Genomic DNA, 26,107 nt, shown 5'->3' on the forward strand with positions numbered 1-26,107 from the left:
GGTGCTGGCGCCGCTGGCCCCCACCCCGGCCCTCCCCCGGGAGGGGAGGGAGAAAGACCGGAAATCAGAACGCGGGGACGAGCGACCCCTTGAACTGCGTCTCGATGAAGCTCTTCACCTCCGGCGACTGGTAGGCCGCCACCAGGCGCTTGGCCCAGGGCTTGTCCTTGTCGGCGCGGCGCACGGCGATCAGGTTGGCATAGGGGCTCTTGGCGTTTTCCTTGATCACGGCGTCCTTGTTCAGCGACAGGCCGGCCTTCTCGGCGTAGTCGTTGTTGATGGCGGCAATGGCCAGGTCGTCCAGCGAGCGCGGCAGTTGGGCGGCGTCCAGCGCAATCAGCTTGAGCTTCTTGGGGTTGGTCACCACGTCCAGCGGGGTGGCGGTGTTGTTCTTCACGGCTTCGGGCTTGAGCGTGATCAGGCCGGCCTGCTGCAGCAGCAGCAAGGCGCGGTTGCCGTTCGACGGGTCGTTCTGGATGCCGACCGAGGCGCCGTCGGGCAACTGGTCGATCGACTTGATCTTGCGCGAGTAGAAGCCCAGCGGGGCCGTGATGGTCAGGCCCACGGGCACGAGGTCGAAGCCGCGCGCCTTGTTCTGGTTGTCCAGGAAGGGCTGGTGCTGGAAGGCGTTGGCGTCCAGGTCGCCCGAGGCCAGCGCGGCGTTGGGCAGCTGGTAGTCGTTGAACACCACCAGCTGGATCGTCAGGCCGTCCTTGGCGGCGACCTTCTTGACCACTTCGAACACCTGCTCGGCGCTGCCGACCGAAATGCCGACCTTGAGGGTGTTCTTGTCCTGGGCGAATGCGGCGCTGCCGCCGAAAAGGGCCGCGGCCAGCGTGGCGATGAAAAGGCTGCGGCGGCTGAAAGTGGTGTGCATGACAGTGCGAAATCAAAAAAATGAAGGCGCGAATGTGGCACTGCAGCACGCGATTGGGAACGAACGAATAGGCATATCGATATGGCGTGTATGGCGCGCCACGCGGATTTCATATGCATTTAAGGATATAAACAGCATCCTTTTTCTTCGTTCCCTTCTGCCGCTTTTGTTTTCATACTCGGCACCTTTTTCGCGAACCTTCGCGTCCGGCGCCCTCGCTGGCCGCCTTTTTCTCCCATGAGCCATCCTTCGCCCGATGCGGGCCGCGGCAGCGCGGCGCCGGTCATCCGACTTCAATCCGTGCAGAAGTCTTTCGCACTGCCCAGCGGCGAGGTGTTCGACGCCGTGCATTCGCTGTCGCTCGAGATCCAGCAGGGCGACGTGTTCGGCCTGATCGGCAAGAGCGGCGCCGGCAAGTCGACCCTGCTGCGCCTCATCAACCTGCTGGAGCGGCCCGACGCGGGCCAGGTCTTCGTGGGCGGGCGCGACCTGACCACGCTGTCGCGCGGCGAGCTGCGCGACACGCGCCAGAACATCGGCATGATCTTCCAGCAGTTCAACCTGCTGCAGAACGCCACGGTGTTCGACAACGTGGCCTTCCCGCTGAAGATCCACGGCCGCCACTCGAAGGACGAGATCGACGCCCGCGTGCGCGAATGCCTGGCCCTGGTGGGCCTGGCCGAGAAGATTGACACCTACCCGGCGCAACTGTCGGGCGGGCAGAAGCAGCGCGTGGCCATCGCCCGCGCGCTGGCGCCGCGCCCGCAGGTGCTGCTGTGCGACGAGCCCACCTCGGCGCTCGACTCCGAAACCACGCGCTCGCTCCTGGAGACGCTGCGCGACATCAACCAGAAGATCGGCGTGACCATCGTGATCGTGACGCACGAGCTGTCGGTGGTCGAGGTGCTGTGCCGCAACGTGGCCATTCTTGAAAAGGGCCGGCTGATCGAGCAGTTCGCGGTCGAAGAGGCGCCCAACGAGCCGCGCAAGACCGCGCTGGGCCGCGAAATCGACGAGCTGGTGCGCCGGCGCGAGCGCGACGTGCGCGAGCAGGCGCAGCAAGGCCTTGCCGCCACTGCTGCTGCAGCAGCCGCCGCCAAGGAGCCCGCCTATGTTTGAGAACATCGCCCCCATCCTCCCCGAGCTGTGGGTTGCCACGGGCCAGACTTTCATGATGCTGGCCATCGGCCTCACGGCGGCCGTGCTGATCGGCGGGCCGCTGGGCATCCTGCTGTTCCTGCTGGGCCCGGGCCAGTCGCTGGAGAACAAGCCCGCGTTCCTGGTGCTCAACTGGATCGTGAACACGGTGCGCTCGTTCCCCTTCATCATCCTGCTGGTGGCGCTGGTGCCGTTCACGCGGGTGATCGCGGGCACGTCGATCGGGCCGCTGGCGGCCGCGGTGCCGCTGTCGTTCGCGGCCATTCCGTACCTGGCCCGGCTGGTCGACCAGTGCCTGCGCGAAGTGCCGCGCGGCGTGATCGAGGCGGCCCATGCCATGGGCGCGACCGAGCTGCAGATCGTCTGGCGCGTGCTGCTGGTCGAGGCCCGCTCGGGCCTGGTGCTGGCGCTGACCGTGCTGGCCGTGAGCTTCCTGTCGTACTCGGCCGTGGCCGGCGTGGTGGGCGGCGGCGGCATCGGCGACCTGGCCATCCGCTACGGCTACTACCGTTTCCAGACCGACGTGATGGTGCTCACCGTGGCGTTGCTCGTGGTGCTGGTACAGATCCTGCAGTTCGTGGGCAACACCACGGCAAGCAGGCTCGACAAGCGTTGATCTTTCTTTTTTTCTCAGTTCTTTTCATCTCATGAAGACCGTTTTCCTGCGCCGTTCCGTTCTTGCCCTGTCGCTGTCCGCGCTGTCTGTCCTGTCTCTGGGCGGCCTGTCGCTGCAGGCCCATGCGCAAGACCCCGCCAAGAAGAACCTGGTGATCGGCGGCACCGCCGGCTCCAACGCCGACCAGCTCAAGCAAGGCATCGTGCCGCTGCTCGAAAAGAAGGGCTACAAGGTCAAGCTGGTGGAGTTCAACGACTACGTGCAACCCAACCTGGCGCTGGCCCAGGGCTCGCTCGACGCCAATTTCTTCCAGCATCAGGTCTACCTGAAGAAGTTCGCGGCCGACCAGAAGCTGGACATCACCGAGCTGGTGCAAGGCCCGATCGCGCCCATGGGCGTGTACTCGACCAAGCGCAAGACGCTGGCCGAAGCGAAGGAAGGCGACCGCGTGACGCTGCCGAACGACCCGAGCAACCTGGCCCGCGCGCTGGTGCTGCTGGAGCAGAACAAGCTGATCACGCTCAAGCCGGGCATCGACGCGCTGCGCTCGACCGAAAAGGACGTGGCTGAAAACCCGAAGAAGCTGAAGTTCATTCCGCTCGAGGCGGCGCAACTGCCGCGCTCGCTGGGCGACACCGAATACGCGATCGTCAATGGCAACTTCGCGATCTCGTCGGGCCTGAAGCTCACCGAAGCCGTGGTGCTTGAGAAGACGCCCGACTACTACCTGAATGTGGTGGCCGTGAAGACCGCAGACAAGAACACGCAGTGGGCCAAGGACATTGCCGAGGTCTACCGTTCGAAGGAATTCAAGGCGGTGGTCGACAGCAAGTTCCAGGGCTACGCGAAGCCCAGCTTCCTGCAGTAAGCAACTCTTTCTTTTCGTTCTCTCCCTCAGTCAAAGGACATTCCCATGCCCGTTCTGGCCGTATTCGATGCCCAAGGAAGCTGGTGCGACACGCACGTGTGCGACGGCTGGATCACCGAAAAACTGGCGGGGCAGGGCGTGAGCTGGGGGCGAGGCAAGAAGAAGGGGCAGCGCGTGCTCGACAGCGCGGGTCTGTTCTATGTGCCTACTGCGGACGGCTATCTGGGGCTGTTGCTGGAGGCTGGCGAATGGGCTTCGTTGCCGGCTGGCAAGCCGCATTTCTTCGATGCGGGGGAGGTTGAGTCTTTTGACGGCTTGCCTGCTTCGCTGCCTTTGTTCGAGGCGTTTGTCGAAGAGGTCCTGTCGCTGACTGGGAACGACGCTGACGAGTAGGCGCCTCTGGGGTCGTTCAGGGCGCGTGCACAGGACACCGGGTACTCCCCTCCGCGAATGTCCCCCGGGGCTTCGCCCCTCCTCCTTTATTTCGCTGCGGGGAGCACCCGATGCCCTGTGCACACCAGGCGCAGCGCTTGTTCGGCTCGATCAACGACCGGTGCTGACAACGATCACGTCGATGGGGTGTCTTGCGCAGCGAAATAAAGGGGGAGGCCGCAGGCCGGAGGACATTCGCGGAGCAAGGCACGCCGTCGGCGTGATCGCCCCCCGAACGCGCTAAGCCGTCAGCCGCTGCGCCGCTCTTCCTTCGGGGCGCGCCAACCCGAGGTGATCGCGCAGCGTGCGCCCCTCGTACTCCGTGCGGAAGATCCCGCGCTTCTGCAGGATCGGCACCACGCCGTCTACAAAGTCCTGCAGCCCATGCGGTAGCGCATCGGGCATCAGGTTGAAGCCGTCGGCCGCGCCGGCCTTGAACCAGCGTTCGATGTCGTCGGCAATCTGCTCCGGCGTGCCGACGATCACGCGGTGGCCACCACCGCCCGCCAGCTCGCGAATCAGCTCTCGCACCGTGTAGCCGTGCGTGCGGCCGGCGGCGACCACGGCGTTGAAGAAGGTGTGGTTGCCGTTGCCATTGCCGGGGAGCGGCAGGTCTTCAGGCAAGCGCTCGTCGAGCTTCAAACGATCGGGCGTGATGCCCAGGGTGCCGGCGACCCGCGTCAGGCTGTAGTCCCACGGAATCAGGTCGACCAGTTCGTCGCGGCGCCGGCGTGCTTCGGCCTCGGTGCTGCCGACGATGGTGGTCAGGCCCGCGAGCACCTTCACTGCGTCGGGGCCCCGGCCCAGTTCGGCCGCGCGTGTCTTCAATGCGCGCGCGTACGCCAGCGACTCCTCGAACGACTGCGAGGCCGAGAACACGGCCTCCGCGTGGCGCGAGGCCAGCTCGCGGCCGTCGGCCGAGGCGCCGGCCTGCACCAGCACCGGGTGCCCTTGTGGCGGGCGCGGCAGGTTCAGCGGGCCCTGCACGGCGAAGTGTTCGCCGCGGTGGGCAATGGCGTGCACCTTGGTCGGGTCGATGAAGCTGCCGGTTGCCTTGTCGCCCACGAACGCATCGTCTTCCCAGCTGTCCCACAGCGCCTTCACGATGTCGGTGAACTCCGAGGCGCGCGCGTAGCGCCTGGCATGGTCGGGCGTGGCGTCCAGGCCGAAGTTGCGCGCCGACGGCAGGTCGGCCGTGGTCACCACGTTCCAGCCCGCGCGGCCGTTGCTCACGTGGTCGAGCGTGGCGAAGCGGCGGGCGATGTTGTAGGGCTCGTTGTAGCTGGTCGATGCCGTGGCGATCAGGCCGATGTGCGTGGTCGCGGCGGCCACGCAGGCCAGCAGCACGGTGGGCTCCAGCGCGGTGATCGGGCGAAAGTGGATCTGGTCGACGATGGCCGCGTTGTCCGCGAGGAACACCGCGTCCAGCTTGGCCGCCTCGGCGATCCGCGCGGTGCGGACGTAGTGCTGGATGTCAGCAAAGGCCCACGGGTCGCTCTGCGGCAGGCGCCAGGCCGAAGGCACGAAGCCCGAGTGCAGGATGTTGACGTTGAGGTGCAGTTGCCGGCGCGGCGTTTTCTTCGAATCGGGGAGGCTCATCACTTGGCGAAGTAGTCGGGCAACCGGTAGCCGGCCCACGCGGGGTTGGCCTTGAAGAACTGCTGGAACTCGGGCGACTGATAGGCGGCGACGATGTCTTTCGCGAACTTGGCGTTCTCGTTGCCGCGCTTGACGGCCACCACGTTCACGTAGGGCAGCGTCATGTCTTCGAGCTTGAGCGCCTCGGTGAGCTTCAACCCCGAGGCGACCGCGAAGTTGCCTTGCACTGCCGCCAGGTCGGCGTCGGCCAGCGAGCGTGGAGCTTGCGCGGCTTCGAGCGGCACGAGCTTCAGGCGCTTGGGGTTGCTGGCGATGTCGCGCTCCGAAACGCTCAGAGGGCTCACGCCCGGTTTGAGCGTGACCCAGCCGACGGCCGCGAGGATGTTGAGCGCGCGCGCCGCGTTCACGGGGTCGGCCGGCAGCGTGACGGTGGCGCCGTCGGGCACGGCGTCGAGCGACTTGTGGCGCTGCGAGTACAGGCCCATGGGCGGCGTCGGCACATGCACCACCGGTACGAGGTCGAAGCCCTGCTGCTTGTTGGTGGCGTTGAGGTACAGCGTGTGCTGGAAGATGTTGGCGTTGATCTGCCCGCGCTCGACCGCGTCGTTGGGCTGCACGCCCTGGCTGAACTCGACGTACTTGACGGTGTAGCCCAGCTTCTTGAGCTGGGGCTCGATGCCGTGGGTGAAGGCGTCGCGGTACGGGCCGGGCATGAAGCCCACGCGCAGGTCGGCGGCGTGGGCGGACAACTGGAGCAGCAGGCTCAGGGCAAGGCCGCCCAACACAGGGGCGGACCAGCGCGCCAGCAAGGGCGCGCGCGAAGAAAAGCGCATGGCAGGCAACTCCGGGGAGGCTGAAGGGAGCTGCGCACTCTAGGACGCGGTGCCGGCCGCGCGAACGAAGATTCGCGCGCTTGGTTATCCGCCCGGCAAATATCGCTCAGGCGGGGTGGCCTTGGCCTTCGCTCTTGAGGAAGTCGACGAACGCACGCAGCGGCGCGGGCATGTGCGTGCGGCTCGGGTAGTACAAAAACGGGCCTGAAAACCCCTGCCACCAGTCTTCGAGCACCGGCACCAGCGCGCCGCTGTCGATCGACGGGCGCAGGTATTCGTCGAAGGTGTAGATCACGCCCAAGCCCGACTCGGCGGCGTGCAGCTCAAGGTCGAGCATCGACGCGACCAGTGGCCCGCTCGGCGTGATCTTCACGGCCTTGCCCTTGCGCACGAAGCCCCAGGCCGCGAGCACGCCGCTCGGAAAACGGTGGCCGATGCAGGCGTGCTTCAGCAGGTCGGTCGGGTGTTTGGGCGTGCCGTGCGCGGCCAGGTAGGCGGGCGAGGCGGCCGCCACGAAGCGCTGCGTGCGCGGGCCCAGCGGCACGGCGATCATGTCGCGCGCAATGCTCTCGTCGTAGCGGATGCCGGCGTCGAAGCCCGCGGCCAGCACGTCGATGAAGGTGTCGTTGGTCGTGATCTCCAGCGTGATGCCGGGGTGCGCGCGCAAGAAGCGGCTGGCCAGCGGCGGCAGCACGCGCTGCGCCACGATGGTGGGCACGTTGAGCCGCAGCGTGCCGGTGGGGCTGTCGCGAAAGCTGTTGAGCGTGTCGAGCGCGCCGGCGATGTCGTCGAGCGCGGGCGAGATGCGGTCGAGCAGGCGCTGGCCGGCTTCGGTCGGCGTCACGCTGCGCGTGGTGCGGTTCAGGAGCCGCACGCCGAGCTGCGCTTCGAGCCGGCGCATGGCCTCGCTGAGCGAGGAGGGCGACACGCCGCGCAAGGCCGCCGCGCCGCGAAAGCTGCGCGAACGCGTGACGGCCACGAAGGCGCCCAGGTCGGAAAGATCGGGGTCGGTCATGGCCGGAATTGTGCGGTTTTTCGAACAACTCGTGCGGCGCTGAACGGATTATCGAACGGGGCGTTTGCTTCCAGACTACCGCCATGCCGCTCGCAACCGCATGCGACCCCCTCTGAAAGGACAGCCACCATGAACACACTCCAACTGGGTGCCACCGGCCCCAAGGTCTCCGCGCTCGGCCTCGGCTGCATGGGCATGTCGGGCATGTACGGCCCGGCGGACCGCGCGGAAAGCATCGCCACCATCCACGCCGCCGTGGACGCGGGCATCACGCTGCTGGACACCGGCGACTTCTACGGCAGCGGCCACAACGAGATGCTGATCGGCGAAGCGCTCAAGGGCCTGAAGGGCGCGCAGCGCGACGCGGCGCTGGTGAGCGTGAAGTTCGGCGCCATGCGCGACCCGGCCGGCGGCTGGGTCGGCTACGACGCGCGGCCGGCGGCGGTGAAGAACTTCGCCACCTACTCGCTGCAGCGGCTGGGCGTGGACCACATCGACATCTACCGCCCCGCGCGGCTCGACCCGAACGTGCCGATCGAAGAGACCATCGGCGCCATCGCCGAGCTGGTGAAGGCGGGCTACGTGCGCCACATCGGGCTGTCTGAGGTGGGCTCGCAGACGCTTCGCAAGGCGGCGGCCGTGCACCCGATCGTCGACCTGCAGATCGAGTATTCGCTGATCTCGCGCGGCATCGAGGACGACATCCTCGCGACCTGCCGCGAGCTGGGCATCGGCATCACCGCGTACGGCGTGCTGTCGCGCGGCCTGATCAGCGGGCACTGGAAGAAGGAGGGCGCGGGCGCGAAGGATTTCCGCACGCACAGCCCGCGCTTCCAGGGCGAGAACGTGGACCGCAACCTCGCGCTGGTCGAGGCGCTGCGCCGGATTGCCGATGCCAAGGGCGTGACGGTGGCGCAGATCGCGATCGCGTGGGTGGCGGCGCAGGGCAACGACGTCGTGCCGCTGATCGGCGCCCGGCAGCGCACGCGGCTCGACGAGGCATTGGGTGCGCTGAGCGTGAAGCTCGGCGCGGACGACCTCGCCGCCATCGAGCGCGCGGTGCCCAAGGGCGCTGCCGCCGGCGACCGCTATGCCGCGTCGCAGATGGCGAGCCTCGACAGCGAGACGCGCCCCGCCTGAACGGGCTCAGCCCGCGAGAAAGTCCTCGATCATCCGCGCCACGCGCTGCGGCTGGTCGTGGTGCAGCATGTGGCCCGCGTCCTCCAGGCGCTCGATGCGCGCGTTGCCGACCGACTTCAGCCGCTCGTGGAATTCGTCGAGCGTGTAGCGGTTCTTCCACCAGCCGTGCAGGCTGTCGTCGGAGGCCTCGACCATCAGCAGCGGCGCGGTGATGCGCGCATACAGCGCCAGCGTTTCGTCGACCCGGAAGATGTGCGCGTTGACGATCTTGTGCGCCGCCTCGCCGAGGATCTGCCAGCGCTCGCCGCCGTCGGGCTGCGCGTGGTTCACCGACCAGTGGCTGGCCAGCCAGTTGGCCTTGTCGGGCGTGAGGCGCGGGTTGGTCTTCATGAGGCGGCGCGCCACGCCGTCCACGGCCGAGTAGCCGGCCAGCGCCATCTCGCCGCGGTGCAGGCGCTTGAGTTCGTCGATCCACTGGCCGTAGCGCGCGGGGGCCTCGTCGGGCTTGCGCGCGGGCATGCCGAAGCCTTCGAGGTTGACGAGGCGGCGAATGCGCTGCGGCCGCACGCCGGCGTAGTGCATGGCGACGTTGCCGCCCATGCTGTGGCCGACGAGGTCGATCTGCTTTGCGGCATCGCCTTCGCCCGCGTAGTGGTCGAGCAGCCATTCGAGGTCGGCCAGGTAGTCGGCCAGCCAGTAGTTGTCGACGCCGCCGCCGTCGGTCAGGCCGAAGCCGCGCCAGTCTGGGGCGATGATGAAGCGGTCTTCTTCCATGGCGTCGACCACGAACTGCCACGACGCCGCCACGTCCATCCAGCCGTGCACCAGCACCAGCGGCGGGCGCGTGTCGGAGGGCTGGCCCCAGAGGCGCACGTGGTAGCTGAGGTTGCGCACGGGCACGAATTCGCTGCGGGAGGGGCGGAGGGCTTGGTACATGGCGCCCGATGATAAGGAGGCCACCGCGCCGGCGCAGTCCGCCACAGGACAGGCGGCGCTCGGGTTTTTGCCGTGCGGCCAGCGGGTTGGGGTGCGGGACGGTAGCATCCCGCGCATGAAAAAGATCCAACTCGGTCAAAGCGACCTGCACGTCACCCCGGTCTGCCTGGGCACGATGACCTTCGGCGAACAGGTCGACGAACCCACTTCGCATGCCATTCTGAGCCGCTCGCTGGAGCGCGGCGTCGACTTCATCGACACCGCCGAGATGTACTCGGTGCCCACGCGCAAGGAGACCTACAGCGTCACCGAAACCATCATCGGCAACTGGTTTGCCGCCAACCCCGGCGCGCGCGAGAAGCTGGTGCTGGCCACCAAGGTGGCCGGCCCTTCGCGCGGCATGCCCTGGGTGCGCGAGGGCGCGGGCATGACGGCGGCCGACATCGAGGCCTCGTGCAACGCCAGCCTGAAGCGCCTGAAGACCGACGTCATCGACCTGTACCAGATCCACTGGCCCGAGCGCCATGTGCCGCTGTTCGGCAACATGTACTACGACCCGGCCAAGGAAAGCTCGAAGACGCCGATCCTGGAGCAGCTCGAAGCGCTGGGCAAGCTGGTGAAGGCCGGCAAGGTGCGCGCCATCGGTTTGTCGAACGAAACGCCCTACGGCGTGCACGAGTTCGTGCGCCTGGCCGAGCAGCACGGGCTGCCGCGCGTGGCGACGGTGCAGAACGTGTACAGCCTCATTGCCCGCGGCCACGAGAACGCGCTGGACGAGACGATGCACCGGCTGAACGTGTCACTGCTGGCGTATTCGCCGCTGGCCTTCGGCCTGCTGACCGGCAAGTACGACCAGAGCGGCATCGAGGGGCCCGACGCACCGAAGGGCGCGCGCATCTCCAGCTACGAGTCGGTGCGCAAGCAGCGCTGGGGCCGCCCCGATTCGCTGCGCGCCGCCAGGCGCTACAACCAGCTGGCGCGCGACAACGGCCTGACGCCGACGCAGCTGGCGCTGGCGTTCTGCTACACGAAGTGGCAGGTGGCGAGCACGATCATCGGCGTGACGTCGGTGGCGCAGCTCGACGAAGACTTGAACGCGCATGGCACCACGCTGTCGCCAGAAGTGCTGGCGGAGATCGACAAGATCCGTTGGGAAATTCGCGACCCCGCGGCCTGAGGCTTTTCTTCCTGCCCGGCTCAGCGGCCGCAGTCGCCCTGGGCCGCTGCCAGCGCAAGCGCCGGCAGGCTCAGCAGGCCCATGCCGCTGCCCTTGAACTGGCCCTTCATGCAGTCGCCGCGCGCGGAGCCGGCGACGTCCGTGCTCAACCGTGAATCGAAGGCGGAGCGCGGGGTGCCGTTGAGGTCTTGCGTGGCGCGGTCGGAGAAAGAGCGTTCGCGGCCGATGTCGCGCAGGACGCGGCGGGTGCTTTCCGAATGAAGGATCAGCGGTGGCGGGGCAGGTGCGGGGCTCGCGGCTTGCGGTGGTTCGGCGGCTGCGGCCGGGGCGTTCGGGGCCGAGACGGTATTGCCGCGAGCAGGCGGCGGCGCACGCCTTGCGATCGGGCGCGATGCCGACGATGCGGCGCGCGGTGCCGGCGGCTCGGCCTTCATCGCCACGGCAGGCGGCGCCACCTCCACCACCTGCACCACCTCCATGACCACACGCCTCGCCGCCGAATCGGCCGCCCACCTGTGCGGCTGCGTCGCGACCATCAGCAGCCACAGCGCGGCCGCGTGCATCGCCGCCACGGCGAGCACCAGCGCCGGCAGCGCGGGGCGGCGCATCGTCAGTCCCCGGGCGATGGCTGCCACTCGAGCAGGTCGCCGGGCTGGCACTGCAGCGCTTCGCAGATGCGCTCCAGCGTGTCGAAGCGCACGCCGCGCACCTTGCCGCTTTTCAGCAGCGACAGGTTCTGCTCGGTGATGCCGACATGTTCCGCCAGCTCGCGCGAGCGCATCTTGCGGCGCGCGAGCATGACATCGAGGTTCACGACGATGGGCATGGCGTGTTCAGACGAAGCCTGCGTTGTCGTCGGCCAGGCGGCGCGCCTCGGCCATGACCCGGGCGATGGCCACGAGCACGGCGCCGAACAGGATGTGAAGGCAATCGAACCACGCGATGCTGATGGCCAGGTAGCGGTGGCCCGGCGGGTTGCCGATGCTGAGCGTCACGCTCATCAGGCCGCGCGCCAGCGGCAGCAGCAGCGCCAGCAGCAGCACGGCCCATGCGAAGCGCACCAGCGCGTCTTGCGCGGCGGCGCCGAACACGCGGCCCTGGCCGTATTCACCGAACAGCCGCCAGAGATGCCGCAGCGCATAGAGCCCGCCGCCCACGGGCAGCAGGCTGACCACCGCGGTGCGCCAGCGGCCCGCCTCGTCGGGCGGCAGGTTGGGCAGGCCCAGGAAGCTGCCGATGCCGAACAGGTCGAGCCAGTTGCTGGCCGTGAGCAGCAGCACGGGCTGCACGAGCAGCAACGCCGCCCCGACCAGGGCCAGCGTCCGCACGACTTGCGCGTGCCGCTTCAGGTAGAACGAAGGCGTGGCCGCCGGGGCTGGCGTATGCTGCATGGCTGGGCCGATGTTGAATGTGATGCAGCAAATTTTTATCGTAAAACAATAAGTTTTCTGAAGAAGACCTGAACCGCGAGCCGCCAGCCAGATGGCCAAGAAAAGCACCCACACCTCCGAGACGCCCGCCACGCAGTTGCTGCGCGCGCACAAGATCGTCTTCACCGAGCACCCTTACGAATACGTCGAGCACGGCGGCGCGCAGCGCGGCGCCGAGATGCTGGGGCTCGACCCGTTCACCGTCATCAAGACGCTGGTGATGCAGGACCAGGACGCCAGGCCGCTGATCGTGCTGATGCACGGCAACCGCACGGTGTCGACCAAGAACCTTGCGCGTCAGATCGGCGCCAAGTCGGTCGAGCCCTGCAAGCCCGAGGTGGCGCAGCGCCACAGCGGCTACATGGTGGGCGGCACCTCGCCGTTCGGCACGCGGCGCGAGATGCCGGTGTATGTGGAGTCGACCATCCTCGAGCTGCCGAAGATCGTGCTCAACGGCGGGCGGCGCGGCTACCTGATCGGCATCGATCCGCAGGTGTGCACGGCGCTGCTGGGCGCCAAACCCGTTCAATGTGCGCTGGCAGAATAGCCGGCGCCATGACATCCCCGTCTTCCGATTTCTTTCCTTCCCGGCTGGCCGCCAACCCGGGCGAGGGCGCATCGTTCGAGATGAACTACCGCGACGGCGAGCGCGCCTGGTCGGAGCCCGTCGACCTGTCGGCGATGCTGCTCCAGACGCTCGCCGCGCGCGGCCACGAAGGCCGGCTGGCGCAGGACGGCTGGGTCGTGCTGTCCGACGGGCTGTGGCTGCTGCCGCAGATACTGAGCCTGTCGGTGAAGGACGGCGACACGGCCAGCAGCTCCACCACCATCGAGGTCGCGCACGCGCAATTGCTGCCGGGCGGCACCTTCGAGTTCCAGCACTCGGTCGGCGGCTCGGCCATCGACACCCTGGCGCGCGGCTTCGACCTGTGGGCGCAGGTGGACCTGGTCGTGTACCAGGACGCGCTGCGCAAGGAACTGGAGCATTGCACCTCGATGGAAATGAGCTGGCAGGAAGGGCGCGCGCGCCGCGTGCTGTTCGGGCCCGTGGCGCATCGCGTGGCCCACCCTGAAGTCGAGGCCGACGAAGAGCATCCGTTCTGCCCCTGCTGCCTGTTCACCAACACCTGGGATGCGTTCAAGTCGCAGATCGAATCGGACGCGGTGTACGGCGTGCGCCTGTATGCCGCGCGCGACGCGCAGGGCGAGGTGCAGGCCGACTGCCGCGTCAACGGCGAAGACTGGCCGGCCGGCGCCGAGGCGCTGCGCGCCTACGTGACGCAGTGGCCCGACCGCGGCTTCGAGTTTCGCAAGCAATATGTCGTGATCCAATCGCCTGCCCAGGCGGTCGTCGCCGAATAAGAACAACTTTTCTCCCGCGGAGTGCCGTCTTGAGTTTCACCTTGCCTTCCCTCATCGCCATCGTGGTGTCGTACCTGATCGGTTCGCTGTCGTTCGCCGTCATCGTGAGCAAGACGCTCGGCATGGCCGACCCGCGCAGCTACGGCAGCAAGAACCCCGGCGCCACCAACGTGCTGCGCTCGGGCAACAAGGGCGCGGCGCTGGCCACGCTGCTGCTCGACGCGCTCAAGGGCTGGGTGCCGGTGTTCGTGATCCACCAGTTCGGCGCGCAATGGGGGCTGGGCGCGGGCGTGGCGGCGCTGGCCGGCCTCGCGGCTTTCCTGGGCCACCTCTACCCCGTGTTCTTCGGCTTCCAGGGCGGCAAGGGCGTGGCCACGGCGGCCGGCGTGCTGGTGGGCATCGCGCCCTGGCTGGGGCTTGCCACGGGCGCGACCTGGCTGATCATCGCGATCTTCTTCCGCTATTCGTCGCTGTCGTCGCTGGTGGCGGCGTTCTTTGCGCCGGCCTATTACCTGATCGGCGGCGGCATTGCGTGGCCGCTCGACCGCACGGTGCTGATTGCCCTCATCATCATGAGCCTGCTGCTGATCTGGCGGCACCGCGAAAACATCCGCCGGCTCGCGGCCGGCACGGAGTCGAAGCTCGGCTCCAGCAAAAAACAGAACTGAAAGAGAACACCATGGCTTCCATCACCCGCTTCCACGTCGGCCCCCGCCTGTCTGAAACCGCCGTGCACAACGGCACCGTCTACCTCGCCGGCCAGGTGCCCGACGACACCACGCAGGACATCCGCGGCCAGACCGCGCAGGTGCTGGGCATGGTCGACCGCCTGCTGGCCGAGGCCGGCAGCGACAAGTCGCGCATCCTCATGACGCAGATCTTCCTGGCCGACATCACCGACATCGCGGCCATGAACGAGATCTGGGACGCATGGATTCCCGCCGGCAACACGCCGCCGCGCGCGACCGTGCAGGCCCAGATGGCCAATTCGGCCTACAAGATCGAGATCGTCGTCACTGCCGCGCAAGCCTGATCGGCCTGCGGGCGAACAATCAGTACCGCTTTTCCAGGACCATCTGGTCCGCGTCGCGCCGCATCGAAAAGCGGTTGATGAAGCTGTTGCCCAGCAGCACGAAGGGCATGGGCTGCTGCGAGACCATGGCGTCGATGTCGTACACCTCGACGTCGCCCACGCGCACCGACTGCAGCCGCAGCCGGTAGCCTTGGGTCATGCCGTTGGCGGTGCCGATCTGCACCGGCTGGCCCTTGGTGTAGTCGAGGCCGATGCGCTGCGCGTCGGCCGCCGACAGGGCCACATTGGTGGCGCCCGTGTCGAGCATGAAAGTCACGGCCCGGCCGTTGATGCTGCCCTGCGTCAGGAAGTGCCCGCGGCTGTCGGCCGGCAGCACGATGCGGTTGCCGCCCCCCGAACCACCCCCGCCGCCGATGCTCACCGGCGTGTCCATGCGCAGGTTGACGCGCTTGCCCTCGAGCTCGACCACGGCCTGCTCGGCCTGCAGCGACACGAGCTTCACGCCCTGGAAGGTCTCGCCGACCGCCACCGTCTTGGGCGGAGCGCCGTTCACGATCAGGATCGCGCGGCTGCCGATGGTGCCGGTCAGGGTGACCGAGCCGGCGGCGTGCGCCACGGCGGCAACTGCGCACAGCGCCGCGACGAGGAGCGCTTTCATGCGAGGGTCAGTCGCGGAAATTGTTGAAGGACAGCGGCATGTCGGGCACGTCCTTCTTGATGAGGGCCATGGCCGCCTGCAGGTCGTCGCGCTTGGCGCCGGTGATGCGCACCGCGTCGCCCTGGATCGCGGCCTGCACCTTGAGCTTACTGTCCTTGACGATGCGGGTGATCTTCTTGGCCTGCTCGCTCTCGATGCCGCTCTTGACCTTGATGACCTGCTTGACCTTGTCGCCGCCCATTTTCTGCACGTCGCCCTTGTCGAGGAAGCGCACGTCGACGCTGCGCTTGGTGAGCTTGCTGCGCAGGATGTCTTCGACCTGCACGAGCTGGAACTCGGCGTCGCCGATCATGGTGATCTCCTTGTCCTTGAGGTCGACCGAGGCGGCGGTGCCCTTGAAATCGAAACGCGTCGCGATTTCCTTGGCGGTGTTTTCGACCGCGTTCTTCACTTCGGGCAGATTGGGCTCGCAGACGGTATCGAAGGACGGCATGGACTCTCTCCTGAATTCACTGATGCTGGATGCGACAATTCTCCCATGATCGTGGAGTCCAACGTCCCGCTGCAGCCGTACAACAGCTTCGGCATCGTCGCGCGCGCGCAGCATCTTGCGCGCATCACCGACGAGGCCGATCTGGTCGCGCTGCGTGCCGATGCCCAGTGGCGCGACGCGCCCCGTTTCGTGCTGGGCGGCGGCAGCAACATCGTGCTCACGGGCGACGTGAAGCCGCTGGTGCTCAAGGTCGAGATCAAGGGCCTGCGGCTGGTGGAAGAAACTCCGCGCGCCTGGATCGTCGAGGCCGGCGCGGGCGAAATCTGGCACGACGCGGTCGAATGGATGGTGCGCAGCGGCTACCCGGGGCTCGAAAACCTGGCGCTCATTCCGGGCACGGTGGGCGGTTCGCCGGTGCAGAACATCGGCGCCTACGGGGTCGAGCTGCAAGACCGCTTCGACTCGCTCGACGCCTTCGACCTGGAAACCGGCCGCAGCTTCACGCTCGACGCCGCGCAATGCGCCTTCGGCTACCGCGACTCGGTGTTCAAGCACGTGCGCAGCGGCCCGAACGACTTCGGCCTGGCGGGCCGGGCGGTGATCACGCGGGTGCGCTTCAGGTTGCCCAAGCCGTGGAAGGCCGTGGTCGGCTACCTCGACCTCGAACGCAAGATGGAGGAAAGCGGCAATTTCACGCCCAGCGCCCTCGACATCTTCGAATGGATCTGCGCGATTCGCCGCGCCAAGCTGCCCGACTGGCGCGTGCTGGGCAACGCCGGCAGCTTCTTCAAGAACCCGACGGTCACGCCCGAGCAGTGCGCCGACATCATCGCGCGCGACCCCAAGATCGTTCACTACCCGATGGACGACGGCAGCATCAAGCTGGCGGCGGGCTGGCTCATCGACGCCTGCGGCTGGAAGGGCAAGTCGGTCGGCAACGCGGGCGTGTACGAAAAGCAGGCGCTGGTGCTGGTCAACCGCGGCGGCAGCGAGAACCCGGTAACGGGCGGCGAGGTGATGACGCTGGCCAAGGCGATCCAGACCAGCGTGTACGAGCGTTTCGGCATCCGGCTGGAGCCGGAGCCGGTGGTGGTCTGAGGCACTGATTCCGCCGCATGGACCTCGACTTTCTGCCGCTGAATTTCCGCCGCCGCATCGGCGCGCTGGTGTGGCTGCGGCGCGCGGTGCCGGTCATTGCGCTGCTGGCGGTGTTCCTGGGCTCGCGCCGCTGGGGCGTGGTAGTGGCGGTGATCGTGGTGGCGCTGCTGTTCTCGGCGGTGCTCAAGTTTCTTGAAACCAGCCTGCGCCGGCAGTTCATCCGCGAGGCGCGGATGCCCCGGTTCCTGATCGGCAAGCTGCGCGAGGCGCACCCCCAACTGAGCACGCGCGACGCCGAACTGGTGCTGCGCGGACTGCGTCAGTTCTTCATGGCGCACCTGCGCAGCGACCGCAAATTCGTGGCCATGCCCTCCAAGGTGGTCGACACGGCGTGGCACGAGTTCATCCTGCACACGCAGGGCTACCAGAACTGGTGCAAGGCGGCCTTCGGCGGCATGCTGCACCACAGCCCGGCCGAGGTGCTCGGCCACGACCCCAAGCGCAACGACGGGCTGCGCCGCACCTGGTACTGGGCCTGCAAGGAAGAGAGCATCGACCCGCGCAAGCCGGCGCGCCTGCCGCTGCTGTTTGCGCTGGACGTCAAGTTCGCGATTGCCGGCGGCTTCACGTACGTGCCCGACTGCCGGGCGGTGGAGCGCTACATCGGCTCCGATGCGCAGTGCGGCACCAGCTTCGGCGAATCGTCGTCGTCGGACGGCGGCAGCTCGGGCGATGCCGGCGGGTTCGGCGGCAGCGAGTCGAGCAGCAGCGCAGGCGACGGCGGCTCCAGCGATGGCGGCGGCGCGTCCGACGGTGGTGGCGGGTGTGGCGGCGGCTGCGGTGGAGGAGGGGGCGGCGACTGACTCATCAGCAATGCGCGCTCCCATGAAAAACGGGCCCGGAGGGGCCCGTTGTCGTTTCCGCCTCCGGCGAGGAGGCGGGCGTGCGATCGATCAGCTTGCGTCGCCGTCGTTCGCCAGCTTCGGCAGCGACGCGCCTTCGCTCGACGACAGCAGGCCGACCTGCGTGTAGATCGCCAGCTTCTCGCGCGTGTCGACGATGTCCAGGTTGCGCATCGTCAGCTGGCCGATGCGGTCCAGCGGCGTGAACGCGCCTTCGACCTTTTCCATGCTCAGGCGCTCGGGCTTGTACGTGAGGTTGGCCGACTCGGTGTTCAGGATCGAATAGTCGTTGCCGCGGCGCAGCTCGACCGTCACTTCGCCGGTGATGGCACGCGCCACCCAGCGCTGTGCCGTCTCGCGCAGCATGATGGCTTGCGGGTCGAACCAGCGGCCCTGGTACAGCAGGCGGCCCAGGCGGCGGCCGTTGTCGCGGTACTGCTCGATGGTGTCTTCGTTGTGGATGCCGGTGACCAGGCGCTCGTAGGCAATGAACAGCAGCGCCAGGCCGGGGGCTTCGTAGATGCCGCGGCTCTTGGCTTCGATGATGCGGTTCTCGATCTGGTCGCTCATGCCCAGGCCGTGGCGGCCGCCGATGCGGTTGGCTTCGAGGATCAGCTCGACCAGGTTGGCATAGCGCACGCCGTTCAGCGCAACGGGCACGCCTTCTTCGAAGCGCACCGAGACGGTCTCGCGCTTGACTTCGACTTCGTCCTTCCAGAACGCCACGCCCATGATGGGCTGCACGATCTGGATGCCGCTGTTCAGGTGCTCCAGGTCCTTGGCTTCGTGCGTGGCGCCGAGCATGTTGGAGTCGGTCGAGTAGGCCTTCTCGCTCGACATCTTGTAGGCGAAGCCGGCCTTCTGCATGAACTCCGACATCTCCTTGCGGCCGCCCAGCTCGTCGATGAAGACCTGGTCGAGCCAGGGCTTGTAGATCTTCAGGTTGGGGTTGGTCAGCAGGCCGTAGCGGTAGAAGCGCTCGATGTCGTTGCCCTTGTAGGTGCTGCCGTCGCCCCAGATGTGGACGTCGTCTTCCTTCATGGCCGACACCAGCATCGTGCCGGTCACGGCACGGCCCAGCGGCGTGGTGTTGAAGTAGGTCACGCCGGCGGTGGTCACGTGGAAGGCGCCGGCCTGCAGGGCGGCGATGCCTTCGTTGGCCAGCTGCGCGCGGCAGTCGATCAGGCGGGCGTTCTCGGCGCCGTAGAGCATCGCCTTGCGCGGGATCTCGTCGTAGTCGGGCTCGTCGGGCTGGCCGAGGTTGGCGGTGTAGGCGTAGGGAATCGCACCCTTGTTGCGCATCCAGTGCAGCGCCGCGCTGGTGTCCAGGCCGCCCGAGAAGGCGATGCCGACCTTCTGGCCGGCGGGTACGTTTTGGAGAATGGTCGACATGTCTGGGGGTCCGGTTGAAGGTCGCGGCTCAGCCGAAGTGGCAGATGTAGCTGTAAGGCTCGGCGCTCACGCGGATCTGGAAGCTGGAGTTGCCGGGCACGTTGAACTTCTGGCCGGGGCCCGAGGCGATCCATTCGCTGGTGCCCGCGAGCTGGTATTCGCAGCTGCCGCCGGTGCCTTCCATGATTTCAGGGGCGCCGGTGTTGAAGGTGAGGGTCGACGGCAGGATCACGCCGACCGATTTCTTGGTGCCGTCCGCGAGCGTGAGGTTGTGGCTCACGCACTTGCCGTCGAAGTACACATTGGCCTTGGTGGCCACTGCGGCGCTGTTGATTGTGTCGGTAGTCGTCGTCATTGGGTGGCGCCGGCGCGGGAGCGGTCGGCGAATCGAGGACGCACCGCACCAGCGGCGCACCCGTCAAGGGTTGGAAAGTCCTCGATTTTAGGGGGTCGACGCACCCCCGTCGCTCAGCGGTGCCAGCCGCCGCGGAAACCGCCGTAGCCGCGATAGCCGTAGCCGCCGCGGTAATAGCCGCCGCCCCAGCCGCGCGAGTAGCCCAGGTTCAGCGAAATGCCGACCGGCGGATAGACATAGGGGTAACCGTAGGCGTAGCCGGGATCGACATACACCGGCGCCGCGTAGACCGGGGCCGGCTGCACATAGACCGGCGGCGGGCCGCCCGCGCCGACCACCACGCCGGGCTCGGGTACCACGTTGTCCCAGGGCGAGCCGCCGGCCTGGGCGTAGGCCTGCGCGCCGCCGTTGTTGGCCTCGACGGGATAGGCCTGCACCTGCGACTGCGGCGCCACGGGCGAAGTCGTCACGCCGTAGGTGCCGGCCTGGATCGGGATGGTCGCGCCGGGCCGGGTGTCCATGCGGGTGGTGTACTGGCGCCCGTTGTATTCGTAGGTGACGTTGTAAATCACGTTGCCGGTCGTTTCGTGCACCGGCACGGCGGAAACGACTCGTCCGAAGCTTGCTGCTGCGCCTGCGCGAGGCCGGCACCGCCGACGAGGGCGCCGGCGACCGAGAGGCCGGCAAGGGTGCGAAAAGCGTATCTGTTCATGGTCGAAGCTCCTGCATTGGGAACGTGGCGCGCGGCAACCCGGTGGCTGCGGCGCGGCGTTCGATAGGCTGGTTGGACGTTGCCCGTTCGGCCGGGTTCCGGCATTTACACGGCGTTCACAGCCGCCCAGGCGTCGGCGTCGAAGCCCGTGGTCACGGGCTTCTTCGGGCCCCAGTCGACCACCGGGCGCTTGATCAGGCTGGCATGGGCCAGCAGCACCGGGCGGGCGGAGGCGGCGTCGGTCACGCCTTCGCGCGTGGCTTCGTCCAGCTTGCGCCAGGTGGTGCCCTTGCGGTTGACCAGGGCCTCCCAGCCCGGCTGCTTGAGCCACTGGTCGAGCGCGGCTTCGGGCACGCCTTGCTTCTTGAAATCGTGGAAGGCGTAGGCCACGCCATGTTCGTCGAGCCAGGCGCGGGCGCGCTTGACGGTGTCGCAGTTCGGAATGCCGTATAGGGTTGTCATGGCCGCGATGATGCCCCGGCCCGCGGGTCGGCGACAATCCCGGCCTCCATGGAAACCCTTAACGACTGGCTCGCGCGCGCCGAGCAACTCCATCCCAAGAACATCGAGCTCGGGCTCGAACGCGCCAAGGAGATGGCCCAGCGCCTCGGCCTGCGCTTCGGCTGCCCCGTCATCACGGTGGCGGGCACCAACGGCAAGGGCTCGACCTGCGCCATGCTCGAGTCGATCCTCACGCACGCGGGCTACCGCACGGCGGTCTTCACCTCGCCCCACCTGGTGCGCTTCGAGGAGCGGCTTCGGCTCAAGGGCGAATCGGTCGATGCTTCGAAACTGATAGCAAGCTTCGAAGTGGTGGAAAGGCGCGCGGCGACCTGCCGCTGACCTACTTCGAGTTCACCACGCTCGGCATCCTGCACTGCATGACCGAGGAAAAGCCCGACGTCGCGATCCTCGAAGTGGGCCTGGGCGGGCGGCTGGACGCGGTGAACATCATCGACACCGACTGCGCGGTCATCACCAGCATCGACCTGGACCACATGGAATACCTGGGCCCCGACCGCGAGAGCATCGGCTTCGAGAAGGCCGGCATCCTGCGCCCGGGCAAGCCCGCCATCGTGAGCGACCCGATGCCGCCGCAAAGCGTGATCGACCACGCGGCGGCCATCGGCGCCGACCTGTGGCGCTTCGGCACCGACTTCAACGTGTCGGGCGACAAGCAGCAGTGGGGCTGGTCGGGGCGCGGGCGGCGCTACAGCGGGCTGGCGTATCCGGCGCTGCGCGGCGCCAACCAGCTCATCAATGCGGCGGGCGTGCTCGCGGCGCTCGAGGCGCTGCGCCCGCAACTGCCGATCACGGCGCAGGCCGTGCGCAACGGGCTGGCCATGGTCGAGCTGCCGGGCCGCTTCCAGATCGTGCCGGGCGAGCCCGCGCTGGTGCTCGACGTAGCGCACAACGCCCACGCCGTGGCCGCGCTGGCCGAGAACCTCGACGCGATGGGCTTCTACCCGACCACGCACGGTGTGTTCGGTGTCATGGCCGACAAGGACCTGGCGCCGATCCTCGCGCGCATCGGCCCGATGATCGACCGCTGGTACTTCACCGACCTGCCCACGCTGCGCGCCGCGAAAGCGGCCGACCTGCTGGCCGCCTGGCAGGCGCAGAACACCCGTACCGACGCTTCGGGCAGCGTGCACGCAGGCCCGATGGAAGCGTTGCGCGCAGCCATCGAGCAGGCAGGGCCCGCTGATAGAATCGTCGTCTTCGGATCGTTCTTCACCGTGGGTGGCGTGCTCGAAAACGGCACCCCCCGGCTGCAAGCCAAACACCTGCTGCCAGGCGGCTGATCGCCGGGCTGTCCACACACCCTCCGGCACCATCGGGCACCACTTCGCTGCACTCCTTCAGGGATCGAACTTCATGGCGTTTTTCAAGTTCCGCACGCGCGGCCCGCAAGGCAACGAAGGACGCAGCGCCCCCGCCGCCGCGCCGGCGGAAAGTGTCGAAACCATGCGTCGGCGTGCGCGCCACCGGCTGCTCGGCGCGGCGGTGCTGGTGCTGCTGGGCGTCATCGGCTTTCCGCTGCTGTTCGACACGCAGCCGCGCCCGGTGTCGGTCGACATCCCCATCGAGATTCCCGACCGCAACAAGGTCAAGCCGCTGCCCGTGCCCGCCACGCCGCGCCGGCCACCAGCAGCTCGGCTCCCGACAGCAGCTCGCGCGTCGCGTCAGCCTCTTCGGCCGGCGGCATGATCACCGAGACCGCCGACGGCACCGAGATCGACCCCGGCAAGCCGGCCGCCAGCACGCCGCCGCCCGCCGCCGCGCCCGAACGCAAACCGGAGCCCAAGCCCGAGCCCAAGCCCGAGCCGAAGCCGGAACCCAAGCCCGAGCCGAAGCCCGTCGAGCACAAGCCCGAACCCAAACCCGAGCCCAAGCCGAAGCCGGAACCCAAGCCCGAGGCCAAGCCCAAGCCGGCTGCGGTCGACGACGGTGCCCGCGCCCGCGCGCTGCTCGAAGGCAAGCCCATCACGGCCGCTGCCGCCACGCCCAAGCCGGCCGCAGCGACGAAGCCGCTGGCCGCTTCGTGGTGCAGGTGGGCGCGTTCGCCGATGCCGACAAGGCGCGCGAAGTGCGCCAGAAGCTCGAGCGGGCCGGCCTGAAGACCTATGTGCACGTCGCGAAGACGGCCGACGGCGAACGCACGCGTGTGCGTGTCGGTCCCTTCAGCTCGCGTGCCGAGGCCGACCGCGCCGCCGAGAAGGTCAAGGGCTTGTCTTTGTCGGCCGCGATCCTCACGTTGTAAGCACGCTCGCCGGTTGCCGTGGCCCTGCTCGACTGGATCGCCGTCGCGCTCATCGTGGTGTCGATGCTGCTCGGCCTGATGCGCGGGCTGGTGTTCGAGGTGATCTCGCTGATCGGCTGGGTGGCCGCCTTCATTGCCGCCCAGTGGCTGGCGTCCGGCGTGGCGGCGTGGCTGCCGTTCGGCGACCCGCAGGCCGCGTGGCGCTATCCGCTGGCCTTCGTGCTGGTGTTCGTGGCGGTGGCGTTCGGCGTGGGCCTGGTGGCCTCGCTCACGCGCAAGCTGATCACGGTCGTGGGACTGCGGCCGGTGGACCGAATTTTGGGAGCAGCGTTCGGAGCGGCACGGGGGGCGGTGGCCCTGCTCGTGCTGGCGGTCGTTGTTCATTTGCTGGTGTTGAGCGACAGTGCCTGGTGGCAGGAATCGCGCAGCGCCGTTGTTCTCGATGCGGCATTGCAGGGCCTCAAGCCCTCGCTGCCTGAAAAGTTGGCAAGCTACCTGCCCTGAGGCTGGAAGGAATCGTCCCATGTGTGGAATCGTCGGCGTTGTCAGCAACGCACCCGTCAACCAGCTGCTCTATGACGCGCTGCTGCTCCTGCAGCATCGCGGCCAGGACGCCGCCGGCATCGTCACCCTGCTCGAACGCAAGTTCTTCATGCACAAGGCCAAGGGCATGGTGCGCGACGTGTTCCGCACGCGCAACATGCGCGCGCTGCCGGGCAACGTCGGCCTGGGCCAGGTGCGCTACCCGACCGCCGGCAACGCCTACAGCGAGGAAGAGGCCCAGCCCTTCTACGTGAACGCGCCGTTCGGCATCGTGCTCGTGCACAACGGCAACCTGACCAACGCGCACGCGCTGCGTTCGGAGCTGTTCTCCACCGACCACCGCCACACCAACACCGAGAGCGACTCCGAAGTGCTGCTCAACGTGCTGGCGCACGAACTGGAGCGCTCGTCGCGCGGCGTGCCGCTGCACCCGGCCGAAGTGTTCGCCGCCGTGAAGAACATGCACAAGCGCCTGCGCGGCTCGTATGCCGTGGTGTCGCTCATCGCCGGCCACGGCCTGCTGGCCTTCCGCGACCCCTACGGCATCCGCCCGCTGTGCATGGGCCGCAGCGCCGACGGCGCCGTGATGGTGGCCAGCGAATCGGTGGCGCTCGAAGGTTCGGGCCATGTGTTCGAGCGCGACATCGCGCCGGGCGAAGCCGTGTTCATCGACCTCGAAGGCAAGGTGCATTCGATGCAGTGCGCCGAAGCGCCGTCGCTCAACCCCTGCATCTTCGAGTTCGTGTACCTGGCGCGTCCGGACTCGGTGCTCGACGGCATCTCGGTCTACCAGGCGCGCCTGAACCTGGGCGAAACGCTGGCCAAGCGCGTGGTCTCGACCGTGCCGCCGAACCAGATCGACGTGATCATCCCGATTCCCGAATCCAGCCGCCCGAGCGCCACGCAGCTGGCGCACCTGCTGGGCGTGCCGTACCGCGAAGGCTTTGTGAAGAACCGCTACGTGGGCCGCACCTTCATCATGCCGGGGCAGGGCGTGCGCAAGAAGTCGGTGCGCCAGAAGCTCAACGTGATCGCCAGCGAGTTCAAGGGCCGCAACGTGCTGCTGGTCGACGACTCCATCGTGCGCGGCACCACCAGCCAGGAAATCGTGCAGATGGCGCGCGACGCCGGCGCCCGCAAGGTCTACCTGGCCAGCGCCGCGCCGCCGGTGCGCTACCCGAACGTCTACGGCATCGACATGCCGACCAAGGGCGAGCTGGTGGCGCACGACCGCACCATCGAAGAAATCCGCCAGCTCATCGGCTGCGACGCGCTGATCTACCAGGACGTGGACGCCATGAAGCGCGCCATCGGCTCGCTCAACGGCAAGCTCGACGGCTTCGACGCCTCGTGCTTCGACGGCGTGTACGTGACCGGCGACATCGACACCGAGGCCATCTCGCGCATGAACGGCAACCGGCCGCGCATCGAAGAAACCGAAGAAGACTCTTCGCGCCTCGCGCTTCCCAACCACAGCGAATAAACCAGAGCCGACGACGTGACCGACGACGAACGCCCCCTGCCGCCCGGCCTGCATCCTGAAACGCTCGCGCTGCGCACCGGCCTTGCGCCGAGCCAGTACGGCGAGCATTCCGATGCGCTGTTCCTGACCAGCGGCTTCGTGCAGCCCGACGCCGAGACCTCGATGCGCCGCTTCGCGGGCACCGAGCCCGGCTTCACGTACTCGCGCACCTCGAACCCGACCGTGACCAGCTTCGAGCAGCGCATCGCGGCGCTCGAAGGTACCGAGGCGGCCATCGGCGCGTCGACCGGCATGGGCGCCATCCTCATGATGTGCATGGGCCTGCTGAAGGCCGGCGACCACGTGGTCTGCTCGCGCTCGGTGTTCGGCTCCACGCTGAACCTGTTCGGCAAGGAGTTCGCCAAGTTCGGCGTCCAGACCACCTTCGTCTCGCAGACCGACGTGGCCGAGTGGCGCGCGGCCGTCAAGCCCAACACCAAGCTGCTGTTCGCCGAAACGCCGACCAACCCGTTGACCGAGGTTTGCGACATCCGCGCGCTGGCCGACGTGGCGCATGCGGCCGGCGCCTTGCTGGCGGTCGACAACTGCTTCTGCACGCCGATCCTGCAGCGCCCGGCCGAGCTGGGCGCCGACCTCGTCATCCACTCGGGCACCAAGCACCTGGACGGCCAGGGCCGCGTGATGGCGGGCGCGATCTGCGGCCCCTCGAAGCTCATCGTCGACGTGTTCGGCCCCATCGTGCGCACCGCCGGCATGGCGCTGGCGCCGTTCAATGCGTGGGTGGTGCTCAAGGGCATCGAGACGCTGGGCGTGCGCATGAAGGCGCACTGCGCCAATGCGCTCGAGGTGGCGCAATGGCTCGAAAAGCAACCGGGCATCGCACGCGTGTACTACCCGGGCCTGCCGTCGCATGCACAGCACGAGCTGGCCATGCGGCAGCAGTCGGGGCAGGGCGGTGCGGTGGTGTCGTTCGACGTGGTCGGCGACACGCCCGAAACCGCGCGCGCCAACGCGTTCCATGTCATCAACAGCACGCGCGTGGTGAGCGTCGCCACCAACCTGGGCGACGTGAAGACCATCATCACGCACCCCGGCACCACCTCGCACGGCCGCCTGACCGAAGCGCAGCGCCAGGCCGCCGGCATCAGCCAGGGGCTGATCCGCCTGGCGGTCGGCCTGGAGCACGTCGAAGACATCAAGGCCGACCTCGCGCGCGCCTCGGCACCCTGAA

Annotated in this window: 29 protein-coding genes and 2 pseudogenes; 17 read left to right on the forward strand and 14 right to left on the reverse strand. The window is 67.8% G+C overall.

All coding sequences use genetic code 11. The features are described 5' to 3' along the window. Positions 1–64: 64 nt before the first annotated feature. Positions 65–877 carry a MetQ/NlpA family ABC transporter substrate-binding protein gene (locus BMG07_RS20505; RefSeq protein ID WP_198086099.1) on the reverse strand — a complete coding sequence of 271 codons (813 nt, stop codon included), beginning with the start codon at positions 875–877 and terminating at the stop codon, positions 65–67. Positions 878–1,114: 237 nt separating this feature from the next. Between BMG07_RS20505 and BMG07_RS20510 the strand changes: the two genes are divergently transcribed. Genes BMG07_RS20510 through BMG07_RS20525 form a run of 4 tightly spaced genes read left to right on the forward strand, consistent with a single transcriptional unit; the run spans position 1,115 to position 3,912 of the window. Next, positions 1,115–1,996 (forward strand): methionine ABC transporter ATP-binding protein, encoded by an 882-nt coding sequence (locus BMG07_RS20510; RefSeq protein WP_198086100.1) that lies wholly within the window; start codon positions 1,115–1,117, stop codon positions 1,994–1,996. Beyond that, on the forward strand, positions 1,989–2,651 hold the full coding sequence (locus BMG07_RS20515) for a methionine ABC transporter permease (protein WP_198086101.1): 663 nt from the start codon (positions 1,989–1,991) through the stop codon (positions 2,649–2,651). Before BMG07_RS20510 ends, BMG07_RS20515 begins: the two co-directional genes overlap by 8 nt. A 31-nt stretch (positions 2,652–2,682) precedes the next feature. Next, positions 2,683–3,519, forward strand: a complete 837-nt coding sequence (locus BMG07_RS20520) for a MetQ/NlpA family ABC transporter substrate-binding protein (RefSeq protein ID WP_198086102.1) — start codon at positions 2,683–2,685, stop codon at positions 3,517–3,519. 45 nt (positions 3,520–3,564) lie between these two features. After that, the gene (locus BMG07_RS20525; RefSeq protein ID WP_198086103.1) at positions 3,565–3,912 is read left to right on the forward strand and encodes a hypothetical protein; all 348 of its coding nucleotides are present in this window, start codon (positions 3,565–3,567) and stop codon (positions 3,910–3,912) included. Between the two features lie 279 nt (positions 3,913–4,191). Here the strand turns inward: BMG07_RS20525 and BMG07_RS20530 are convergent, their stop codons facing one another. The 3 genes from BMG07_RS20530 to BMG07_RS20540 form a co-directional block, all read right to left on the reverse strand. Continuing rightward, positions 4,192–5,550: an LLM class flavin-dependent oxidoreductase gene (locus BMG07_RS20530; protein WP_198086104.1), complete on the reverse strand. Its 1,359-nt coding sequence runs from the start codon at positions 5,548–5,550 to the stop codon at positions 4,192–4,194. After that, a complete protein-coding gene (locus BMG07_RS20535; RefSeq protein WP_198086105.1) occupies positions 5,550–6,383 on the reverse strand; it encodes a MetQ/NlpA family ABC transporter substrate-binding protein in 834 nt (277 codons plus the stop codon). The genes BMG07_RS20530 and BMG07_RS20535 overlap by 1 nt, the downstream gene beginning before the upstream one ends. A 106-nt stretch (positions 6,384–6,489) precedes the next feature. Then, positions 6,490–7,398, reverse strand: coding sequence for a LysR family transcriptional regulator (locus tag BMG07_RS20540; RefSeq protein WP_198086106.1), 909 nt, complete (start codon positions 7,396–7,398; stop codon positions 6,490–6,492). A 129-nt stretch (positions 7,399–7,527) separates the two neighbouring features. Between BMG07_RS20540 and BMG07_RS20545 the strand changes: the two genes are divergently transcribed. Further along, positions 7,528–8,538 carry an aldo/keto reductase gene (locus tag BMG07_RS20545; RefSeq protein ID WP_198086107.1) on the forward strand — a complete coding sequence of 337 codons (1,011 nt, stop codon included), beginning with the start codon at positions 7,528–7,530 and terminating at the stop codon, positions 8,536–8,538. Positions 8,539–8,544: 6 nt separating this feature from the next. On the opposite strand, the gene BMG07_RS20550 is transcribed toward BMG07_RS20545, so the two are convergent. Beyond that, positions 8,545–9,474: an alpha/beta fold hydrolase gene (locus tag BMG07_RS20550; RefSeq protein WP_198086108.1), complete on the reverse strand. Its 930-nt coding sequence runs from the start codon at positions 9,472–9,474 to the stop codon at positions 8,545–8,547. Between the two features lie 115 nt (positions 9,475–9,589). On the opposite strand from BMG07_RS20550, the gene BMG07_RS20555 reads away from it, so the two are divergent. Further along, a complete protein-coding gene (locus tag BMG07_RS20555) occupies positions 9,590–10,651 on the forward strand; it encodes an aldo/keto reductase (RefSeq protein WP_198086109.1) in 1,062 nt (353 codons plus the stop codon). 20 nt (positions 10,652–10,671) lie between these two features. Here the strand turns inward: BMG07_RS20555 and BMG07_RS20560 are convergent, their stop codons facing one another. From BMG07_RS20560 to BMG07_RS20570, 3 genes are read right to left on the reverse strand one after another with little or no spacing between them, the layout of a single operon-like run. After that, a complete protein-coding gene (locus tag BMG07_RS20560; protein WP_198086110.1) occupies positions 10,672–11,259 on the reverse strand; it encodes a hypothetical protein in 588 nt (195 codons plus the stop codon). Positions 11,260–11,261: 2 nt separating this feature from the next. Further along, positions 11,262–11,477 (reverse strand): helix-turn-helix transcriptional regulator, encoded by a 216-nt coding sequence (locus BMG07_RS20565; protein ID WP_198086111.1) that lies wholly within the window; start codon positions 11,475–11,477, stop codon positions 11,262–11,264. A 7-nt stretch (positions 11,478–11,484) separates the two neighbouring features. Continuing rightward, complete coding sequence (locus BMG07_RS20570) at positions 11,485–12,042, reverse strand: DUF2975 domain-containing protein (RefSeq protein WP_198086112.1); 558 nt, start codon at positions 12,040–12,042, stop codon at positions 11,485–11,487. 91 nt (positions 12,043–12,133) lie between these two features. Here BMG07_RS20570 and BMG07_RS20575 point away from each other — a divergent pair, with 91 nt between their 5' ends. Genes BMG07_RS20575 through BMG07_RS20590 form a run of 4 tightly spaced genes read left to right on the forward strand, consistent with a single transcriptional unit; the run spans position 12,134 to position 14,476 of the window. Further along, on the forward strand, positions 12,134–12,628 hold the full coding sequence (locus BMG07_RS20575) for an aminoacyl-tRNA deacylase (protein WP_198086113.1): 495 nt from the start codon (positions 12,134–12,136) through the stop codon (positions 12,626–12,628). A gap of 8 nt (positions 12,629–12,636) precedes the next feature. After that, entirely contained in the window at positions 12,637–13,443 is an 807-nt protein-coding gene (locus tag BMG07_RS20580) for a DUF6348 family protein (RefSeq protein WP_198086114.1), read from the forward strand. 29 nt (positions 13,444–13,472) lie between these two features. Beyond that, complete coding sequence (gene plsY, locus BMG07_RS20585; RefSeq protein ID WP_198086115.1) at positions 13,473–14,111, forward strand: glycerol-3-phosphate 1-O-acyltransferase PlsY; 639 nt, start codon at positions 13,473–13,475, stop codon at positions 14,109–14,111. 11 nt (positions 14,112–14,122) lie between these two features. Beyond that, entirely contained in the window at positions 14,123–14,476 is a 354-nt protein-coding gene (locus tag BMG07_RS20590) for a RidA family protein (protein ID WP_198086116.1), read from the forward strand. A gap of 19 nt (positions 14,477–14,495) precedes the next feature. On the opposite strand, the gene BMG07_RS20595 is transcribed toward BMG07_RS20590, so the two are convergent. After that, complete coding sequence (locus tag BMG07_RS20595; protein ID WP_198086117.1) at positions 14,496–15,134, reverse strand: TIGR02281 family clan AA aspartic protease; 639 nt, start codon at positions 15,132–15,134, stop codon at positions 14,496–14,498. Positions 15,135–15,141: 7 nt separating this feature from the next. Further along, entirely contained in the window at positions 15,142–15,627 is a 486-nt protein-coding gene (locus BMG07_RS20600) for a YajQ family cyclic di-GMP-binding protein (RefSeq protein ID WP_198086118.1), read from the reverse strand. Between the two features lie 45 nt (positions 15,628–15,672). Here BMG07_RS20600 and murB point away from each other — a divergent pair, with 45 nt between their 5' ends. Then, positions 15,673–16,725: a UDP-N-acetylmuramate dehydrogenase gene (gene murB / locus BMG07_RS20605; protein ID WP_198086119.1), complete on the forward strand. Its 1,053-nt coding sequence runs from the start codon at positions 15,673–15,675 to the stop codon at positions 16,723–16,725. Between the two features lie 17 nt (positions 16,726–16,742). Then, positions 16,743–17,588: a hypothetical protein gene (locus BMG07_RS20610; RefSeq protein ID WP_198086120.1), complete on the forward strand. Its 846-nt coding sequence runs from the start codon at positions 16,743–16,745 to the stop codon at positions 17,586–17,588. Positions 17,589–17,678: 90 nt separating this feature from the next. Here the strand turns inward: BMG07_RS20610 and argG are convergent, their stop codons facing one another. The 4 genes from argG to BMG07_RS20630 form a co-directional block, all read right to left on the reverse strand. Then, complete coding sequence (gene argG, locus BMG07_RS20615) at positions 17,679–19,019, reverse strand: argininosuccinate synthase (RefSeq protein WP_198086121.1); 1,341 nt, start codon at positions 19,017–19,019, stop codon at positions 17,679–17,681. 28 nt (positions 19,020–19,047) lie between these two features. Continuing rightward, entirely contained in the window at positions 19,048–19,374 is a 327-nt protein-coding gene (locus BMG07_RS20620) for a pyrimidine/purine nucleoside phosphorylase (RefSeq protein ID WP_198086122.1), read from the reverse strand. Positions 19,375–19,487: 113 nt separating this feature from the next. Next, positions 19,488–19,973 (reverse strand): hypothetical protein, encoded by a 486-nt coding sequence (locus BMG07_RS20625; protein ID WP_269759214.1) that lies wholly within the window; start codon positions 19,971–19,973, stop codon positions 19,488–19,490. Positions 19,974–20,191: 218 nt separating this feature from the next. Further along, positions 20,192–20,548: an ArsC family reductase gene (locus BMG07_RS20630; RefSeq protein ID WP_198086123.1), complete on the reverse strand. Its 357-nt coding sequence runs from the start codon at positions 20,546–20,548 to the stop codon at positions 20,192–20,194. Positions 20,549–20,584: 36 nt separating this feature from the next. Here BMG07_RS20630 and folC point away from each other — a divergent pair. The 5 genes and pseudogenes from folC to BMG07_RS20655 all read left to right on the forward strand — a co-directional run bounded on the left by folC (position 20,585) and on the right by BMG07_RS20655 (position 26,106). Continuing rightward, positions 20,585–21,891, forward strand: a pseudogene (gene folC / locus BMG07_RS20635) (bifunctional tetrahydrofolate synthase/dihydrofolate synthase). Between the two features lie 73 nt (positions 21,892–21,964). Beyond that, positions 21,965–22,850, forward strand: a pseudogene (locus tag BMG07_RS44235) (SPOR domain-containing protein). 18 nt (positions 22,851–22,868) lie between these two features. Then, positions 22,869–23,354, forward strand: coding sequence for a CvpA family protein (locus BMG07_RS20645; RefSeq protein ID WP_198086124.1), 486 nt, complete (start codon positions 22,869–22,871; stop codon positions 23,352–23,354). A gap of 19 nt (positions 23,355–23,373) precedes the next feature. Further along, positions 23,374–24,876 (forward strand): amidophosphoribosyltransferase, encoded by a 1,503-nt coding sequence (gene purF / locus BMG07_RS20650; protein WP_198086125.1) that lies wholly within the window; start codon positions 23,374–23,376, stop codon positions 24,874–24,876. A 15-nt stretch (positions 24,877–24,891) separates the two neighbouring features. Further along, the gene (locus tag BMG07_RS20655) at positions 24,892–26,106 is read left to right on the forward strand and encodes an O-succinylhomoserine sulfhydrylase (RefSeq protein ID WP_198086126.1); all 1,215 of its coding nucleotides are present in this window, start codon (positions 24,892–24,894) and stop codon (positions 26,104–26,106) included. Position 26,107: the final 1 nt, after the last annotated feature.

The organism is Variovorax sp. E3 (assembly GCF_016082275.1).
GTDB lineage: Bacteria > Pseudomonadota > Gammaproteobacteria > Burkholderiales > Burkholderiaceae_C > Variovorax.